This is a genomic window from Rhizorhabdus antheiae, assembly GCF_049889055.1.
Taxonomy (GTDB): domain Bacteria; phylum Pseudomonadota; class Alphaproteobacteria; order Sphingomonadales; family Sphingomonadaceae; genus Rhizorhabdus.
Map to the genome: position 1 here is coordinate 860,807 of NZ_JBLTWO010000001.1, position 15,779 is coordinate 876,585.

At 66.5% G+C, this 15,779-nt stretch carries 16 protein-coding genes; 14 read left to right on the top strand and 2 right to left on the bottom strand.

From position 1 onward, the window contains the following. Positions 1 to 6 precede the first annotated feature (6 nt). A complete protein-coding gene (locus tag ACNI3R_RS04020) occupies positions 7 to 1,035 on the top strand; it encodes a D-alanine--D-alanine ligase family protein (RefSeq protein ID WP_426180108.1) in 1,029 nt (342 codons plus the stop codon). Beyond that, complete coding sequence (locus tag ACNI3R_RS04025) at positions 1,022 to 1,858, top strand: NTP transferase domain-containing protein (protein WP_426180110.1); 837 nt, start codon at positions 1,022 to 1,024, stop codon at positions 1,856 to 1,858. The genes ACNI3R_RS04020 and ACNI3R_RS04025 overlap by 14 nt, the downstream gene beginning before the upstream one ends. Positions 1,859 to 1,862: 4 nt before the next feature. On the opposite strand, the gene ACNI3R_RS04030 is transcribed toward ACNI3R_RS04025, so the two are convergent. Beyond that, positions 1,863 to 2,738, bottom strand: coding sequence for a LysR family transcriptional regulator (locus ACNI3R_RS04030; RefSeq protein ID WP_426180113.1), 876 nt, complete (start codon positions 2,736 to 2,738; stop codon positions 1,863 to 1,865). A gap of 84 nt (positions 2,739 to 2,822) precedes the next feature. Here ACNI3R_RS04030 and ACNI3R_RS04035 point away from each other — a divergent pair, with 84 nt between their 5' ends. Further along, positions 2,823 to 3,530 (top strand): CoA transferase subunit A, encoded by a 708-nt coding sequence (locus ACNI3R_RS04035; protein WP_426180116.1) that lies wholly within the window; start codon positions 2,823 to 2,825, stop codon positions 3,528 to 3,530. Next, positions 3,530 to 4,165 carry a 3-oxoacid CoA-transferase subunit B gene (locus ACNI3R_RS04040; RefSeq protein ID WP_426180119.1) on the top strand — a complete coding sequence of 212 codons (636 nt, stop codon included), beginning with the start codon at positions 3,530 to 3,532 and terminating at the stop codon, positions 4,163 to 4,165. Before ACNI3R_RS04035 ends, ACNI3R_RS04040 begins: the two co-directional genes overlap by 1 nt. Positions 4,166 to 4,240: 75 nt before the next feature. On the opposite strand, the gene ACNI3R_RS04045 is transcribed toward ACNI3R_RS04040, so the two are convergent. Continuing rightward, positions 4,241 to 4,909, bottom strand: a complete 669-nt coding sequence (locus tag ACNI3R_RS04045; RefSeq protein WP_426180121.1) for a TetR/AcrR family transcriptional regulator — start codon at positions 4,907 to 4,909, stop codon at positions 4,241 to 4,243. Positions 4,910 to 5,062: 153 nt separating this feature from the next. On the opposite strand from ACNI3R_RS04045, the gene ACNI3R_RS04050 reads away from it, so the two are divergent. From ACNI3R_RS04050 to ACNI3R_RS04095, 10 genes are read left to right on the top strand one after another with little or no spacing between them, the layout of a single operon-like run. Next, positions 5,063 to 6,229 (top strand): amine dehydrogenase large subunit, encoded by a 1,167-nt coding sequence (locus ACNI3R_RS04050; protein ID WP_426180124.1) that lies wholly within the window; start codon positions 5,063 to 5,065, stop codon positions 6,227 to 6,229. A 5-nt stretch (positions 6,230 to 6,234) separates the two neighbouring features. Continuing rightward, positions 6,235 to 6,735 carry a MauE/DoxX family redox-associated membrane protein gene (locus tag ACNI3R_RS04055; RefSeq protein ID WP_426180126.1) on the top strand — a complete coding sequence of 167 codons (501 nt, stop codon included), beginning with the start codon at positions 6,235 to 6,237 and terminating at the stop codon, positions 6,733 to 6,735. Beyond that, on the top strand, positions 6,732 to 7,322 hold the full coding sequence (locus ACNI3R_RS04060; RefSeq protein ID WP_426180127.1) for a redoxin family protein: 591 nt from the start codon (positions 6,732 to 6,734) through the stop codon (positions 7,320 to 7,322). Before ACNI3R_RS04055 ends, ACNI3R_RS04060 begins: the two co-directional genes overlap by 4 nt. A 31-nt stretch (positions 7,323 to 7,353) precedes the next feature. Next, positions 7,354 to 7,911, top strand: a complete 558-nt coding sequence (locus tag ACNI3R_RS04065; protein WP_165322978.1) for a methylamine dehydrogenase light chain — start codon at positions 7,354 to 7,356, stop codon at positions 7,909 to 7,911. Continuing rightward, complete coding sequence (locus tag ACNI3R_RS04070; RefSeq protein ID WP_426180130.1) at positions 7,911 to 8,369, top strand: c-type cytochrome; 459 nt, start codon at positions 7,911 to 7,913, stop codon at positions 8,367 to 8,369. Before ACNI3R_RS04065 ends, ACNI3R_RS04070 begins: the two co-directional genes overlap by 1 nt. Next, complete coding sequence (locus ACNI3R_RS04075; RefSeq protein ID WP_426180132.1) at positions 8,366 to 8,848, top strand: c-type cytochrome; 483 nt, start codon at positions 8,366 to 8,368, stop codon at positions 8,846 to 8,848. The genes ACNI3R_RS04070 and ACNI3R_RS04075 overlap by 4 nt, the downstream gene beginning before the upstream one ends. Further along, positions 8,845 to 11,100: a TonB-dependent receptor gene (locus ACNI3R_RS04080; protein WP_426180134.1), complete on the top strand. Its 2,256-nt coding sequence runs from the start codon at positions 8,845 to 8,847 to the stop codon at positions 11,098 to 11,100. Before ACNI3R_RS04075 ends, ACNI3R_RS04080 begins: the two co-directional genes overlap by 4 nt. 50 nt (positions 11,101 to 11,150) lie before the next feature. Next, the gene (locus tag ACNI3R_RS04085; RefSeq protein WP_426180135.1) at positions 11,151 to 12,554 is read left to right on the top strand and encodes an aldehyde dehydrogenase family protein; all 1,404 of its coding nucleotides are present in this window, start codon (positions 11,151 to 11,153) and stop codon (positions 12,552 to 12,554) included. Continuing rightward, on the top strand, positions 12,551 to 14,143 hold the full coding sequence (locus ACNI3R_RS04090) for an AMP-binding protein (protein WP_426180138.1): 1,593 nt from the start codon (positions 12,551 to 12,553) through the stop codon (positions 14,141 to 14,143). The genes ACNI3R_RS04085 and ACNI3R_RS04090 overlap by 4 nt, the downstream gene beginning before the upstream one ends. Then, entirely contained in the window at positions 14,122 to 15,750 is a 1,629-nt protein-coding gene (locus ACNI3R_RS04095; protein WP_426180140.1) for an AMP-binding protein, read from the top strand. The genes ACNI3R_RS04090 and ACNI3R_RS04095 overlap by 22 nt, the downstream gene beginning before the upstream one ends. The last annotated feature ends 29 nt before the right edge of the window (positions 15,751 to 15,779 follow it).

Consider the following 15,779-nt stretch of genomic DNA (forward strand, 5'->3'; position numbering starts at 1 on the left):
ACCGGAATGACTCGTATCGCGGCACCGAGCGCGCTTCCCGCATCGGCGAAACGCGCGCTCAGCATCCTTCTGATCGCCAGGCATGTCCATTGGGAAGGGGGGCTTCACCCCAGCGACGGCACCCACGCAACCTATCATCGCGAGATGCGCGCGACGCTGGAGGAGATCGGGGTGAATCTGCGCCTCGCCGACAGCTATCAGGCGCTGTTCGAGGAGCCCGACGCCGATTTCGTCTTTCCCCTGCTCAACCGGGGCGGCTTCCTGAATTCGGAGATGCTGCTGCCGATTCTGTGCGAGCGTCACCGCATTCCCTATCTCGGCGCCAGCCCGATCCTGCGCGGCCTGTCCGACGACAAGCATCTGTCCAAGCGCATGGCGGTCGCGCGTGGCCTGCCCACCGCACCCTGGGCGATCTTCCGGCGCGGCGCGGTCGTCGATCTCTCGACGGTGCCGCCTGCGCGCAAATGGGTCGTCAAGCCCAATGCGTCGTCGGCCAGCTGGGGCATCAGCGCCGCCGACGACCTCGCCGACATCGGTGCTGCGGTCGAGCGTCTGCACCGCGAGGGCCATGACGTCATCGTCGAGCCCTTCATCCCCGGCCACGATATCGAGGTCAGCGTGATCACGCGCGAGGGCCGCCCCTTCCTCCTGCCGATGCAGATCGTCGAACAGGAGGACCCGCATTATCTGCGCACCTATCTCGAAAAGCGGAACCTGATCGACGGGCAGGCCTATGAGATCCGCCCGCTCCACGACGCGGCGGTGATTGCCGAAGCCGAGCGCCAGTCGCTCGCGCTGATGCAGGAGTTCATGCCGTTCGACTATGGCCGGTTCGAGTTCCGGCTCGACATCCGCACCGGCGAGGTCCGCTTCATGGAGGTTAACCTCAACTGCAACCTCTGGTCGCGCAAGACCATATCGATGGCGGCGCGGCAGATCGGCTGGAGCCATGCCGAGCTTATCGAGACGATCCTGACCGAGAGCCTCGCCCGGCATGGACTGCTGCAGCAGGTGCCCCAGCGTGTTGCGGCCTGAGCCCGGCTACACCGCCGCGATCCTCGCCGCGCAGCGCCCCGGCATCGTCGATCCGCTGGCTGAGGCGCATGGCGTGTCGCACAAATGCGTCGTGCCGATCGAAGATGCGCCGCTGATCGCGCATGTCGTCGCGGCACTGCGGGCCTCTGCCGGCTGCCGCCGCATCCTGATCGTGGTCGAACCCGCCATGTTCGCGCCACTGCGCGACCTGCTCGGCGACGGCTCCCCGGCGATCGACTTCGTCGCGGCAGCGGACAATCTCGCCGATAGCGTGCTGGTCGCAGCCGAAGCGGCGGACGGCATGATGATCGTCACCACGGCCGACAATGTCCTGCTCACGCCCGCTGCAGTCGACGCCGTGGTGCGCGACCTGCGGGCGGGTGCCGATGTGAGCGTTGCGCTCGCGACGCGCGAGAGCGTGCTGGCGGCTCATCCCGAGGGGCAGCGCCGCTTCTACCGGTTCAGCGACGTCGAGATATCGAACTGCAACCTCTACGGCTTCGGCGGACGCCGGGCTGTGGCCGCCGCCGAGAGCTTCCGCAGCGGCGGTCAGTTCGCCAAGAAGCCCTTGCGGCTGCTCGCGGCGGTCGGCGCCGCCAACGTCGCCCTGCTGCTGCTCCATCGCCTGTCGCTGGCCGCCGCTTTCGACCGGCTGTCCCGCCGCTTCGGACTGCGCATCGCGCCGCTGATCCTCGACGACGGATCGCATGCGATCGATGTCGACAATGAGCGGACCTACCGCGTCGCGGCGCTGCTGCTCCGGCAGCGCGGCCAGACGCCGCGCCGGATGATGGACCGCGTCGCCGAGATGCTGGCCGGCTGAGCCGTCAGGCACCGATCCGCAGCAGCGCGGCGCGGTCGAACAGAGCGCGGACGAGCGGATCGCGCTCCTGCCGGCGGATCGCGACCTGGAAGTCGATCGACCGGTCGAGGCCGGGCCACAGGCGGACGAGCGCGCCGCTGGCGAGCTGATCGGCGACCATCGGGCGCGGCACGAGGCTCAGCCCCGCCTCGGCCGCGACCAGGTCGATCAGCATGCGCGCATTGTTGCAGATGTGGATCATCGGCCGGGCCACGCCCGACTCCTCCAGCGCCGACAGCGCGAGGCCATGGATGGGGGAATGGCGATGCAGCAGCCAGATGGGCAGCACTCCCGGGCAGGCCTCCGCCTGCCCCGCCACTGACGGAGCGGCGACCCAGACGAGGTCGACGCGGCCCACCGGCGCCGTCTCGACATTGGGCGTGGCGACCGGCCCGGCCACGAAGATCAGATCATTGGCCGCGCCCAGAAGCTTCTGCAGCATATTGTGCGAGAGATCGATATCGACCTCGAGCGAGGCTTGCGGAAAGTCGTCCTGCAAAGCTCTGAGGAAGGGCGGCAGCACGGTCGCCGCGACGATTTCGCCAGTACCGATCCTCACGATGCCGGCGGTTCCGGACAGGCGAGCGGAATGAAGCAGGATGCGCTCGATCGAGGCCCAGAGCGGCTCGCATTCCTCGACCAGCTGGCGCCCCCGCGCGGTCAGCACCATGTTGCGCCCGGCGCGCTGGAACAGCTCGAACCCGACCTGCCCCTCCAGCTCACGGACTCGTGCCGAGATGGCAGGCTGGGTGGTGTTGAGGCGATCGGCAGCAGCGGCGAACGTGCCCAGCCGGCTGATCCATAACAGCGTTTCGAGGTGATAGAGCGAAATGCGTCTCATAAGGTCACTTTATGGATATGATGAAAGAACAACAATTGGATTTTATGATTCAGCACGCCTAACCCAAGGGCAGGAGGTACTGCCGTGACCAAGATCTACGATAGCGCGCAAGCCGCGCTCGAAGGGCTTCTGTTCGACGGAATGACGATCTGCTCCGGGGGCTTCGGCCTGTGCGGGGTGCCCGACCGGCTGATCGACGCGATCCAGGCCTCGGGCGTCAAGAAGCTCGTCGTCGCCTCGAACAATGCCGGCATCGACGGCGAAGGGCTCGGCAAGCTGCTGCGCACGCGCCAGATCGCCAAGATGATCGCCTCCTATGTCGGCGAGAACAAGGAGTTCGAGCGGCAATATCTGGCGGGTGAGCTCGAAGTCGAATTCTGCCCGCAGGGCACGCTCGCCGAGCGGATGCGCGCCGGCGGCGCCGGCATCCCCGGCTTCTACACCAAGACCGGCGTCGGCACGCTCGTGGCCGAAGGCAAGGAAACCAAGGATTTCGACGGCGAGACCTATGTGCTCGAACGCGGCATCCGCGCCGACCTGTCGATCATCAAGGGCTGGAAGGCCGACGAGAGCGGCAACCTGATCTTCCGCAAGACCGCGCGCAACTTCAACCAGCCGGCGGCGACGGCGGGCAAGATCTGCGTCGCCGAAGTCGAGGAGATCGTGCCGGTGGGCAGCCTCGATCCCGACCACATCCATGTGCCGAGCATCTATGTGAAGCGGCTCGTGCTCGGCGCGCCCTATGACAAGAGGATCGAGTTCCGCACCGTACGGCAGAGGGAGACGGCATAATGGCCTGGGACCGCAACCAGATGGCGGCGCGCGCCGCCCGCGAACTGCAGGACGGCTTCTACGTCAATCTCGGCATCGGCATTCCGACGCTGGTGGCGAACAACATCCCCGAAGGGATGACCGTCACGCTGCAGTCCGAGAATGGCATGCTCGGCATCGGCCCCTTCCCTTATGAGGGCGAGGAGGATGCCGACCTGATCAACGCGGGCAAGCAGACGATCAGCGAACTGCCGTCATCGAGCTATTTCTCCTCGTCCGACAGCTTCGCGATGATCCGGGGCGGGCATATCGACCTGACCGTGCTCGGCGCGATGGAGGTGTCCGAGCAGGGTGACATCGCCAACTGGATGATCCCCGGCAAGATGGTGAAGGGCATGGGCGGTGCGATGGATCTCGTCGCCGGGGTCAAGAAGATCATCGTCGTGATGGAGCATTGCGCCAAGGATGGCAGCCCGAAATTCATTCCGGCCTGCACCCTGCCGCTCACCGGCAAGAACGTCGTCGACATGATCGTCACCGACCTTGCCGTGTTTCAGCGTCCCGACCACCAGTCGCCCTTCCGCCTGGTCGAGACCGCACCGGGCGTGACGGCCGAGGAGATCGCGGCGAAGACGACCGCGCACTACATCGTCTGACGCCCGCAAGGCTTGTTATGAAGGCCGGCCGCCGCAGGGCGCGCCGGCCTTCTGCTTTTGGGGAGGGTCAGGCCGTCAGGTTTCGCGCGGCAGATCGATCTCGCCGGGTTCGAGCGATCCGATCAGGTGGATGAAGGATTTGACCGCGATCTTTTCCAGCGCCGGCATCCGCGCTTCGAATGGCTTTTCGTAGCCGGCGAAGATTGTCAGCCCTTCCATCGAGGCTGAAATGAACAGCGCGACCAGCTTGCGTTCCTCGACCGGCAGGCGGGGGTTGATCTCCGCGATCAGCTCGTTGATCGCGACGCGGGCACGCTCGTACAGTTCGTGGACGCGCTCCTGCACGAACGGGTCGTGGTTCGACATCGCCCAGAGCTCGGGAAAGACCCGCGTCGTCTTCTTGCTGCGGATGTCCTCGAGCACCAACGTGACGAGCCGCTCCAACCGCCGTTCGGCATCGGCGGCCGGATCATGGACGATGACGTCGAACGCCTGTTCGTAGCTGCTGATGATCGCGTTGAGCAGCTCGCGCAGCAATTCGTCCTTGGACGGAAAATAATAAGCGAGATTGCCCGCCTTCATTCCGCAGGCCGCCGCGATCCGTCGCAGGGTCAACGCCTTCGACCCCTCTTCGACGAGAATCTCCAGCGCGGCGTGAAGGATCTGCTCGAACCCCTCCTGGCCGCGCGCATAGCCCCCCTCCCGCGGTGTGATTCGCAAATCGGGAACGATGAAATCGGTCAAGTCGGGGTCCTCAAGACTATGATCCAAACGCCCTAATCCCGGCCATCCCAGACAACAAGCCCGACCATATTTTTGTCGCTTGACATATTTTGGACGTATGACAAACTTTCTCCCGTCACGCCGAAAGGGCGGACACAGGGAGGCGGGCATTCGATGACTCGAAATTCCATGGTGGCGGCGCTTGTGCTGTCGTTGACGAGCGGAGCGGCAATGGGGGCCAGCCCCTATCCCAATCCGCTGCCGGTCGAGCCGATCCCGAACGTGCTCGAACTGACCGCGAAATATCCGGCCAGCTGGATCTATGTGCAGGACCTGCACTTCAACAGCATCCTCGATGGCCGCGCTGCGATCGTCGACGTCGCGGCCGAGCATAGCGCGGTCAAGGGCCAGATCCCGGTAGCCCAGTTCGGCACGCTGCTGCCCTCGACCACCCGACCCGACATCTATGTCGCCGAGACATTCCATGCGCGACTGACCCGTGGCGAGCGCACCGACGTCATCACCATCTGGGACAAGGCAACGCTGAAGCCCAAGGGCGAGATCGCCCTGCCAGGCGGCAAGCGCGGCCAGTTCGTGACGCTGCGCAACGCCTTCCAGCTGACCAATGGCGAGAAATGGGCGCTGCTGTTCAACTTCACGCCGGCCTCGTCGGTGTCGGTGATCGACCTCGACAGCCGCACCATCCTCAACGAGATCGATCTGCCCGGCTGCTCGCTCGTCTATCCCACCGGCGAGCGCGGCTTCACCTCGCTCTGCGCCGATGGAACGATGACGAGCATCGCACTGGACGCGGCGGGCAAGGTCGCGTCGAGCGCGACAAGCAAGGCTATCAACGACATCGACCATGATGCGATGTTCATGACCCCGACGATGGTAGGACGCACCGCCTGGTTCGCCACCTTTACCGGCAATCTCCACGGCATCGACTTTAGTGGCGACGTGGCCCGCGACCTTGGCACGTTCGCGATGCCGAAGGAAAAGACGGCTGAAGGCGAATGGCGTCCGGGCGGCTGGCAGGTGATCAGCAGCGATCCCGCCGGACGCGTCTATGTCCTGATGAATCCGGCGGGCCGGGAAGGCAGCCACAAGGACGGCGGCAGCGAAGTCTGGGTCGTCGACCCCGCCAAGCGGCAGCGCGTCGCCCGGGTGCCGCTCGCCAATCCGGCCATCTCGATCGAGGTCACCGCCCAGTCGGCTCCACTGCTCGTCGCCTCGCGCGCCGATGGCTCGCTCGACGTCTATGATGCCGCCAGCGGCAAGCTCCAGCGGAGCATCGCGCAGGTCGTTCACGACCCGATGACCATGACGGCGGCACGGTGATCGCGATGGGCGAGATCCTCCCTTATTTCCTCGCCACCGTGCTGGTCTCGGCAGCGATCCACAAGCTGATCGCGCGCGACCGGCTGGCGGCGGCGGCGGTCCGCATGACGGGTCTTCCCGCCGCCCTGGGTCAGCCTCTGTCGCTTTCGGCCGCCGCGATCGAAGCGGGTGCCGCCGTCGCCCTGCCCCTCCCGGCCGGCCGCCCTGCGGGCTGCGCGTTGGCCATGCTGCTCTGGGCCGCCTACGCGCTGCTGCTGTGGCGCGCGCGCCAGCGCGGGGAAGGTTTCGACTGCGGCTGCAGCCTCAGCGGACCGTCGCGGTCGACCGAAGCCTATCCCGCGATGCGCGCCGCCGCTCTGGCCGCGCTCGCTGCGATCGCGGCGCTGCTTCCTGTGGGAAGCCCGAATATCCTCTCCATTTTCGGCGCCTTAACCTTCTTCGCGCTGTATCTCGCCGCGGGCGAAATCGCCTCGGCATCCTCCTCGGCAAGGAGACTCGCACGATGACCGGCTTCGTACTCGCTTCGCAGATCATGTTGTGGATTGCCGTCGGCGTGCTGGGCATCCTTGTGATGGCCCTCGCCCGGCAGGTCGGCGTCCTGCACGAACGGATCGCCCCGGCAGGCGCGCTGACGTTGCACCAGAAGGTCGCGGTCGGCGACAAGGGGCCGGAAATGACCGTGATCGCCCTCGACGGACAGGATGTCCGCATCGGCGGCAAGCGCGACGGGCGCAGCCAGCTGCTCTTCTTCCTCTCCCCCGACTGCCCGATCTGCAAGACCTTGCTGCCGGTGCTGCGCTCCGCCGCCCGCGCGGAGGCGGGCTGGGTCGACACGGTGCTCGCTAGCGACGGCGACGAGGCCGCGCATCGCCGACTGGTCATGAAGGAAGGTCTGGCCGGCATGCCCTATGTCCTTTCGGAAACCCTCGGCCGGTCGCTGGGCGTGTCGAAGCTGCCCTATGCCGTGCTGCTCGACGAGCAAGGCCGCATCGCATCGCTCGGGCTGATCAACAACCGCGAACATCTCGAAAGCCTGTTCGAGGCGAAGGAACGCGGGGTCGCTTCGATCCAGCATTATCTGGCCGGCGCCTGAACGGCATCACGAGCAAAAGGGGGCTGCTCCCATGTCCAACATCGATCGTTTCGCCGAACGGGCCGTGCGCATGGTCGCCAGCCGCACCTCGCGCCGGAGCCTGCTGACGCTGATCGGCGGCGCCATCACCGGCGCGGCGGTGATCCCCGTCCTGCCCGTCTCGCGCGCTGTCGCCTCGACGCATGGCGGCGGCAAGAGCGGCCTTCCACCGCAGACCAGCGGCAACCCGCAGGATCCCGGCGACCAGACCCAGTGCGATTACTGGCGCTATTGCGCGATCGACGGCTTCCTCTGCTCTTGCTGCGGCGGTACCGCCAATGCCTGCCCGCCCGGAACGGAGATGTCGCCGATCACCTGGATCGGCACCTGCCTCAACCCTGCCGATGGCCGCTCCTACATCATCAGCTACAATGATTGCTGCGGCAAATCCTCGTGCGGGCGTTGCCTCTGCAACCGCAACGAGAGCGACCGGCCGATGGTCCGGCCGCAGGCGAACAACGACATCAACTGGTGCCTCGGGACGGAGAGCGGCTCGATCTACAACTGCTCGACCGCCGTCATCCTGGGCACCGCGCTGGAGAGCCAGTGATGCGGCGCTGGTCGCTCGTCCTCCCGCTCGCGGTCCTGCTCGCGGCGGTGCCGGCCCAATCCGCCCCTGACGGCGCCAAAATCTACCAGCGCTGCGCCGCCTGCCATCTGGCGACCGGCAAGGGCGTGCCGGGTGCTTTCCCGCCCCTCCAGTCCGACGTGCGGACGCTGGCCGGCATGGCGGATGGCCGCCGCTATCTGATCCTCGCGGTTACGCGCGGGCTCGCAGGCCCGCTCACCGTCGAGGGCAAGACCTATCGCGGCATGATGCCCGCGCAGGGCGGTCTCGACGACGAGTCCATCGCGGCGGTCCTCACCCATGTGACGGGCACGATCGCAGGCGGCGGCAGTGGCGTCAAAGCCTTCACCACCGCCGAGGTGAAGGCAGCGCGCGAAAGCGGGGCCACCCTCGATGCCGCAGCCGTTGCCCGGCTGCAACCGAAGCTCCCGGCCAAATGAGGTTGACGGCGGCACTTGCGATCCTCGCGATCGGAACGGCCGCCGCAGCGGCTGCGACGAATAGCGCCATGCCGGGGGTTCCCGATCCCCGGCGGGCGCACATCAACTGGATCGTGAAATGCCAGGGATGCCACCGCCCCGACGGCGGCGGCACCCCCACCTCGACGCCGCCGCTCGCCGGCCAGGTGTCGCGCCTGCTCGCCGTGCCCGGCGGGCGGGAATTTCTCGGCCGGGTGCCGGGGGTGGCGACGACGACGCTTCCCGACGACCAGCTGGCAGAACTCCTGAACTGGACGCTGATCCGCTTCGACCCGGATCACGTCCCGGCAGGTTTCCAGCCCTACACACGGGAGGAGATCCGAAAGCTGCGGGAAAAGCCGCTGCGGATCGAACGGGCTGCCCTGCGCGCCGACCTCGTCGCCCGGCTGGCGGCGAGCGAGCGCGCCCATGACGCAACAAGACACGAAGGGGAAAAATGATGACGATCTCGGCACGCGTGCACAGGACATCTCGCATCGCAGCTATGCTGCTCGCCGGCCTGTCAAGCCAGGCGCTGATGGCGCAGGCGGCGACGGACGACGCAGTCGACGAGAGCATGGAGATCGTCGTTACCGCGCAGAAGCGCAGCGAGCGCCTGCAGGACGTGCCCATTTCGGTGTCGGCGATCGGCGGCGATGCCGTGCGCAAGCAGCGCCTGACCAGCGCCGACGACCTCGTCAGCAAGGTTGCCAATCTCCAGCTGACCTCGACCGTCGGCGACGGCACCCCGATCTTCGCGCTGCGCGGCGTGTCGATGTCCGACTACAGCCTCAACCAGTCAGGCCCGGTCGCGACCTATTATGACGAGGTCTACAAGGGCAATTTCGCCTTTCTCGGCGTCGCGCTCTACGATCTCGAGCGGGTCGAGGTGCTGCGCGGACCGCAGGGTACGCTCTACGGCAAGAACACCACCGGCGGCGCGGTCAACCTGATTAGCCACAAGCCCGACCTCGGCAAGGTCGAGGGCTATCTGAATCTGGGCTACGGCAATTATAATCGCCACGAAGCCAATGGCGCGATCAACCTGCCGCTGGGCGAGACGGTAGCCGCGCGCGTCGCCTTCACCGCCGCGCGGGCTGAAGGCTGGTTCCGCAACCAGCTTCCCGGCCAGCCCGACCTCAACGGCACCCGCGAATATGCGGTGCGCGGGTCGCTGCTGTGGGAGCCGAAGGATGGCACCTCCTTCCTGCTCCGCGCCTCGACCAGCTATCAGAACCCCCGCAATTACGGCATTTTCGCCGCGCCCGGCCCCGATGGCGTCGGCGTCGGCCTCTATGAATCGCTCGGCCAGGGCAGCAGCTATTTCCGCACCGGGATCGGCCGTCGCCAGATCGAGTCCAACTATACGCCGCGCCGGCGCGCGCGCGCCTATGCGGTGGCGCTGACATCGACCTTCGACACCGGCAACGATCTGTCGATCGTGTCGGTGTCGTCCTGGGACAAGGGGCGGCTGAACTTCGGCGAGGATACCGACGGGGCGCCCAACAAGACGCTCGAGATTTTCTACGGCGACCGCGCGAGCCAGCTGTCGCAGGACCTGCGCCTTGCGAGCAGCTGGGGCGGCCCGTTCGAGTTCATCCTCGGCGCTTACTATAACCGCGAAAAGGTGTTCAACACGACCGACTTCGGCATCTTCAAGGATGCCGACATCGACGGCAACGGAACGGTGGACGCCGCCGACTGCGCCGCCGGGCTTCCGGCCGCCTGCAGCGTGGTCAACAGCTTCGACCAGCTCAAGCACAGCTATGCGCTCTATACCGACATGCATTATGATTTCGGGGGCGGTTTCACGCTGCGCGGCGGCCTGCGTTACACCCGCGACGACGGCAAGCAGAAGGGCCTGCGCTCGGATGCGCTGGGCGTCGACGGATCGCTGATCGCGACGCTGATCCCGCCGACGACGCTCAGCTTCAAGAATAACAATATCTCGGGCAAGATCGGCATCGACTACAGGATCGACCGCGACCGGATGCTCTATGCGAGCTACAGCCGCGGCTATCGCGCGCCGAGCTTCAACGCCCAGGCCTTCTTCGACCCGTCCGAAGCATCGGTCGCCAAGCCCGAGACGATCGACGCCTTCGAGGGCGGCGCCAAGCTGCAGCTGGCCGAGCGCCGCATCACCCTGAACATTGCCGGCTTCTATTATCTCTACAAGAACCAGCAATTCATCAACGTCAGCCCGCAAACCGCCGCGCAGACGCTGGTGAATGTCGACAAGTCACGCATCTTCGGCGGCGAGGTCGAGTTCAACGCCCGCGCGAGCGAGTTTCTGTCCGTGCGCGCCAGCCTCGGCCTGCTCAACGCCAAGATCAAGAAGGGCATATTGAGCGGCGTCGACGTGAAGGGCAACCGCCTGTCCAACGCACCCTCGGTCAGCGCCAATGCCGGCCTCGACATCACGCTGATGGACGAGGATGCCGGCAAGCTGAGCCTGCATCCCGACATCAGCTATGTGTCGAGCCAATATTTCGAGGTGTTCAACGTGCCCAGGCTACGCCAGTCGGGCTATGCCCTGTTCGGCGGGCATATCGACTTCGAGCGGGGCCCCTTCTCCGCCTCGATCTGGGGCAAGAACCTGACCAACAAGTTCTTCCTCACGTCACGCGTCGATCTCACCGGGGGCTTCGGCTTCGATTACAACCATGTCGGCGCACCGCGAACCTATGGCGTGACCGTCGGCTATAAATTCTGACAGGATGACGGGCCGCGACCACAAGGATCGCGGCCCATGAGGAGAGGATCATGACCGACTATAAGCTGTTGATCGACGGCCGTCTGGTAGACGGCGCGATGACCATGGATGTCGTCAACCCGGCGACCGAGGAGGTGCTCGCGACCTGCCCGCGCGGGTCGGAGGATCAGCTGAACGACGCCGTCGCCGCCGCGAAGCGCGCCTTCCCCGCCTGGGCCGCCAGGCCGATCGAGGAGCGCCGCGCGACCATCCTGAAGCTGGCCGATGCGATCGAGGCCGAGGCCGAAGCCTTCGCCCGCCTGCTGACCCAGGAACAGGGCAAGCCGCTGCCGGAAGCCACCGCCGAGATCGCCTATACCCAGGCCTTCATCCGGCAGCTGGCGAGCCACGAGCTGCCCGTGCGGGTGCTCGAGGACAATGACCGCCACCGGGTCGAGCAGCGTCGGCGCCCGCTGGGCGTGGTCGGTGCGATCATCCCGTGGAACTTCCCGGTCCTGATCGTCGCCTTCAAGCTGCCGCTCGCGCTGCTTGCCGGCAATACGATGGTGGTCAAGCCGGCGCCGACGACCCCGCTGACGACGCTGAAGATGGGCGCTCTGATGGCCGACATCTTCCCGGCCGGCGTGGTCAACATCGTCACCGATGCCAATGATCTGGGTGGCAAGCTGACCGCGCATCCCGACATCGCCAAGATCAGCTTCACCGGATCGACCGAAACCGGTCGCAAGGTGATGGCCAGCGCCGCCGCCTCGATCAAGCGGCTCACCCTCGAACTGGGCGGCAACGATGCGGCGATCGTCATGCCCGATGCCGATCCGGCCAAGGTCGCACCCGGCATTTTCGGCGGCGCCTTCCTCAACGCGGGGCAGGTCTGTCTGGCGATCAAGCGCGTCTATGCGCATTCGGACATCTATGACGCGCTGTGCGTCGAGCTCGCCCGTCTGGCCGAGGAGGCAATCGTCGACGACGGGCTGAAGCAGGGCGTCCAGATCGGACCGCTGCAAAATGCTGCGCAATATGAAAAGGTGAAGGGCTTCCTGGAGGACGCAAAGGCGAACGGGACGATCGTCGCCGGCGGCATCGTCGAGGACCGCCCCGGCTATTTCGTTCGCCCGACGATCGTTCGCGACATCGCAGACGGCACCCGTATCGTCGACGAGGAACAGTTCGGCCCGATCCTGCCGGTGATCCGCTTCGACGACCCCGAAGATGCGCTGGCGCGCGCCAATGCGTCGGCGATGGGCCTGGGCGGTTCGGTCTGGGGCAGCGACCGCGAAAAGCTGCGCGACATGGCGAGCCGCATGGAAAGCGGCACGACCTGGATCAACCAGCATCTCGACTTCGGCCCGACCATTCCCTTCGGCGGCGCGAAGCAGTCGGGCCTCGGCGTCGAGTTCGCCGAGGAAGGGCTCCACGAGTTCACCCAGTTGCACATCATCAACGAAGCCAAATGACGATGCTCGACTTTCCCGACCGGCCGGACCTGTTCAACTTCACCCGCGACGTCATCGGTCGCTGGGCGGAGCGGCGCCCCGGCGATACGGCGATGCTGTGGGTGGATGCCGACGGTCGGGCGGTCGAGCGGAGTTTCGCCGATATCGCCACCGCAGCCGGACGCGCCGCAGCGGTGCTGTCGCAAGCCGGCGTGCGCCGGGGCGATACGGTGCTGATCCTGCTCAACCGCGAGCAGCAATGGTGGGAGCTGATGCTCGGCTGCATCGCCATCGGCGCCGTAGCTTCCCCCGGCACGACGCAGCTGATGGCGAAGGATATCGCCTATCGCCACCAGGCAGCCGAGGCGACCTGCGTCGCGGCGACGGGCGACATGGCGGAGCGTGTCGACAAGGCGCTGGGCCATGCCGACATCGTCCGGCTCCATATCGGCGGGCCACGTCCGGACTGGCTCGACTATGACGCGCTGCGCGATACCGCCGAGCCGCTGCCCCCGCTCGCCGACACCGGCTTCGACGAGGATGCGCTCTGCTATTTCACCAGCGGGACGACCGGCCAGCCGAAGATGACGATCCACACGCATGGCTATATGCTCGCGCACCGGATCACCGGCAGCTACTGGCTCGATCTCAAGCCCGGCGATCTGCACTGGAACCTGTCCGACACCGGGTGGGCGAAGGCCGCCTGGAGCAGCCTGTTCGCGCCCTGGCTGATGGGCGCCACGATCTTCGTCCACCACAACGCCGCCTTCGATCCCGCCGCGACGATGGACCTGCTCGAACGGATGCCGGTGACGACGCTCTGCGCGCCGCCGACCGCCTATCGCATGTTCGTGCGCGGCGACATCGCCGGACGGACCTTCCCGTCGCTGCGCCACTGCGTCAGCGCGGGCGAGCCGTTGAACCCGGAGGTGATCGACCTGTGGAAGGCGGCGACCGGCCTCGATATCCATGATGGCTATGGCCAGACCGAGACCGTCCTGCTGTGCGCCAATCGGCCCGGCGCGGCGCGGCAGGGATCGATGGGCCGCCCCGCCCCGGCCTTCGACCTGGCTGTGATCGACGGCGAAGGGCAGCGTATGGCCCCCGGCGAGGAAGGCGACGTCGCGCTGCGGATCGCCGAGGCTCTGCCGCCGGGCCTGTTCGCGCGCTACCGCGACGATCCGCAACGCACCGCCGACACGCGCCGGCACGGCTGGTACCTGACCGGCGACCGCGCCATCGTCGACGAAGATGGTTTCTTCTGGTTCGTCGGCCGCTCGGACGACGTGATCCTCTCCTCGGGCTATCGCATCGGCCCGTTCGAGGTGGAAAGCGCGCTGTTCGAGCATCCGGCCGTCGCCGAGAGCGCGGTGGTGTCGAGTCCCGATCCGACGCGCGGCGAGGTGGTGAAGGCCTTTGTCATTCTCGCACCCGGCCACGAACCCTCCGATACGCTGGTGAAGACCTTGCAGGACCATGTGAAGGCGACGACCGCTCCCTATAAATATCCGCGCAAGATCGAGTTCGTGACGAGCCTGCCCAAGACCGTCAGCGGCAAGATCCGTCGCAAGGAACTGCGCGACCAGGAATGGCAGCGGGGGGCCGCGTGATGCTGTCGCAGGTTCGCGGCGGCGATACGCCTCCGCTGCTGGATATCACGATCGGCGAGCTTCTGGCGGAGACGGCCGCGCGACAACCGGATGCGCCCGCCCTGATCGTGCGCCACCAGAATGTCCGCCTGACCTATGCCGAGTTGCTGGCAAGGGTCGACGCCCTCGCACGCGGGCTGATCGGGGCCGGGCTGCGACCGGGTGAGCGGATCGGCATCTGGTCGCCCAATTGCGTCGAGTGGGTGCTGGTCCAGTTCGCCGCGGCGCGCGCGGGGCTGGTGCTGGTGAACATAAACCCGGCCTATCGCGCGATCGAGATGCAGCGGGCGGCCGCAATGGTCGGCTGCGCCGCTCTGGTGATCGCGCCGCGCTTCAAGTCGAGCGACTATGTCGCAATGCTCGCCGAAGTCCGCGCGGACCTGCCCGACCTGAGGCTGGTGTTGTCGATCGGCGAGGGCGAGCATCAGGGCTGCAGGCTGCTGGACACGCTGCCCAGCGATCCGGCAACGCCGCTCCCCGGCGATGTGAAGCCGCGGGATGCGACCAACATCCAGTTCACCAGCGGCACCACCGGCCTGCCCAAGGGGGCAACGCTGTCGCACCGGAACATCGTCAATAACGGCTATATGGTCGGGCGGCGGATCGGGCTGTCCCCGGCCGACATCGTCTGCATACCGGTGCCGCTCTATCATTGCTTCGGCATGGTGATGGGCAATCTCGCCTGCGTCGCCCATGGCGCGACCATGTGCCTGCCAGGCGACGCCTTCGACCCGGCGACCGCGCTGGCGGCGGTGGCGGAGGAGCGCTGCACCGCGCTCTACGGCGTGCCGACGATGTTCGTCGCGATGCTCGAACATCCGGGCTTCGCCGGCTTCGACCTTCGCTCGCTGCGCACCGGCATCATGGCGGGCTCGCTCTGCCCGACCGCGATCATGCAGGCGGTGCTCGACCGGATGCACATGCGCGAGGTGACGATCGCCTATGGCATGACCGAGACGAGTCCGGTCAGCTTCCAGTCGGCGATGGACGATCCGCTAGAACTGCGCGTCTCGACGGTCGGACAGGTCCAGCCGCATCTGGAGGCGAAGGTCGTCGATCTCGATGGCAAGACGGTTGCCGTCGGCGAGCCCGGCGAACTGTGCACGCGCGGCTATTCGGTGATGCTCGGCTATTGGGACGATCCGGAGAAGACCGCGCAGGTGATCGACGCCGAGGGCTGGATGCATACCGGCGACCTCGCGACGATCGACGAGCAGGGCTATTGTCGCATCGTCGGGCGGATCAAGGACATGATCATCCGGGGCGGCGAGAATATCTATCCGCGCGAGATCGAGGAGCATCTGCTGACCCATCCCGACGTGGTCGACGCCCAGGTCTTCGGCGTGCCCGACGACCGCTTCGGCGAAGAGGTCTGCGCCTGGGTGATCGCGCGCAGCACGACGCTCAGCGAAGGCGCGGTGATCGAACATTGCCGGGGCAGGATCGCCCATTACAAGGTGCCGCGCCACGTCCGGCTGGTCCCAGCCTTCCCGCTGACGGTCACCGGCAAGGTCCAGAAGTTCATGATGCGCGAGGCGATGGCGGCGGAGCTTGCGCCGAGCGACTGAACCGCGATCGGGGGCTTGACCGGGACGGG

Bases quoted from the DNA above. Each gene is read 5' to 3' on its own strand.
- ACNI3R_RS04095 (WP_426180140.1), top strand. From the start codon at position 14,122: ATGGCAGCGGGGGGCCGCGTGATGCTGTCGCAGGTTCGCGGCGGCGAT.
- ACNI3R_RS04055 (WP_426180126.1), top strand. From the start codon at position 6,235: ATGGGCGAGATCCTCCCTTATTTCCTCGCCACCGTGCTGGTCTCGGCA.
- ACNI3R_RS04070 (WP_426180130.1), top strand. From the start codon at position 7,911: ATGCGGCGCTGGTCGCTCGTCCTCCCGCTCGCGGTCCTGCTCGCGGCG.
- ACNI3R_RS04065 (WP_165322978.1), top strand. From the start codon at position 7,354: ATGTCCAACATCGATCGTTTCGCCGAACGGGCCGTGCGCATGGTCGCC.
- ACNI3R_RS04085 (WP_426180135.1), top strand. From the start codon at position 11,151: ATGACCGACTATAAGCTGTTGATCGACGGCCGTCTGGTAGACGGCGCG.
- ACNI3R_RS04020 (WP_426180108.1), top strand. From the start codon at position 7: ATGACTCGTATCGCGGCACCGAGCGCGCTTCCCGCATCGGCGAAACGC.
- ACNI3R_RS04030 (WP_426180113.1), bottom strand. From the start codon at position 2,738: ATGAGACGCATTTCGCTCTATCACCTCGAAACGCTGTTATGGATCAGC.
- ACNI3R_RS04050 (WP_426180124.1), top strand. From the start codon at position 5,063: ATGACTCGAAATTCCATGGTGGCGGCGCTTGTGCTGTCGTTGACGAGC.
- ACNI3R_RS04040 (WP_426180119.1), top strand. From the start codon at position 3,530: ATGGCCTGGGACCGCAACCAGATGGCGGCGCGCGCCGCCCGCGAACTG.
- ACNI3R_RS04080 (WP_426180134.1), top strand. From the start codon at position 8,845: ATGATGACGATCTCGGCACGCGTGCACAGGACATCTCGCATCGCAGCT.
- ACNI3R_RS04075 (WP_426180132.1), top strand. From the start codon at position 8,366: ATGAGGTTGACGGCGGCACTTGCGATCCTCGCGATCGGAACGGCCGCC.
- ACNI3R_RS04060 (WP_426180127.1), top strand. From the start codon at position 6,732: ATGACCGGCTTCGTACTCGCTTCGCAGATCATGTTGTGGATTGCCGTC.
- ACNI3R_RS04090 (WP_426180138.1), top strand. From the start codon at position 12,551: ATGACGATGCTCGACTTTCCCGACCGGCCGGACCTGTTCAACTTCACC.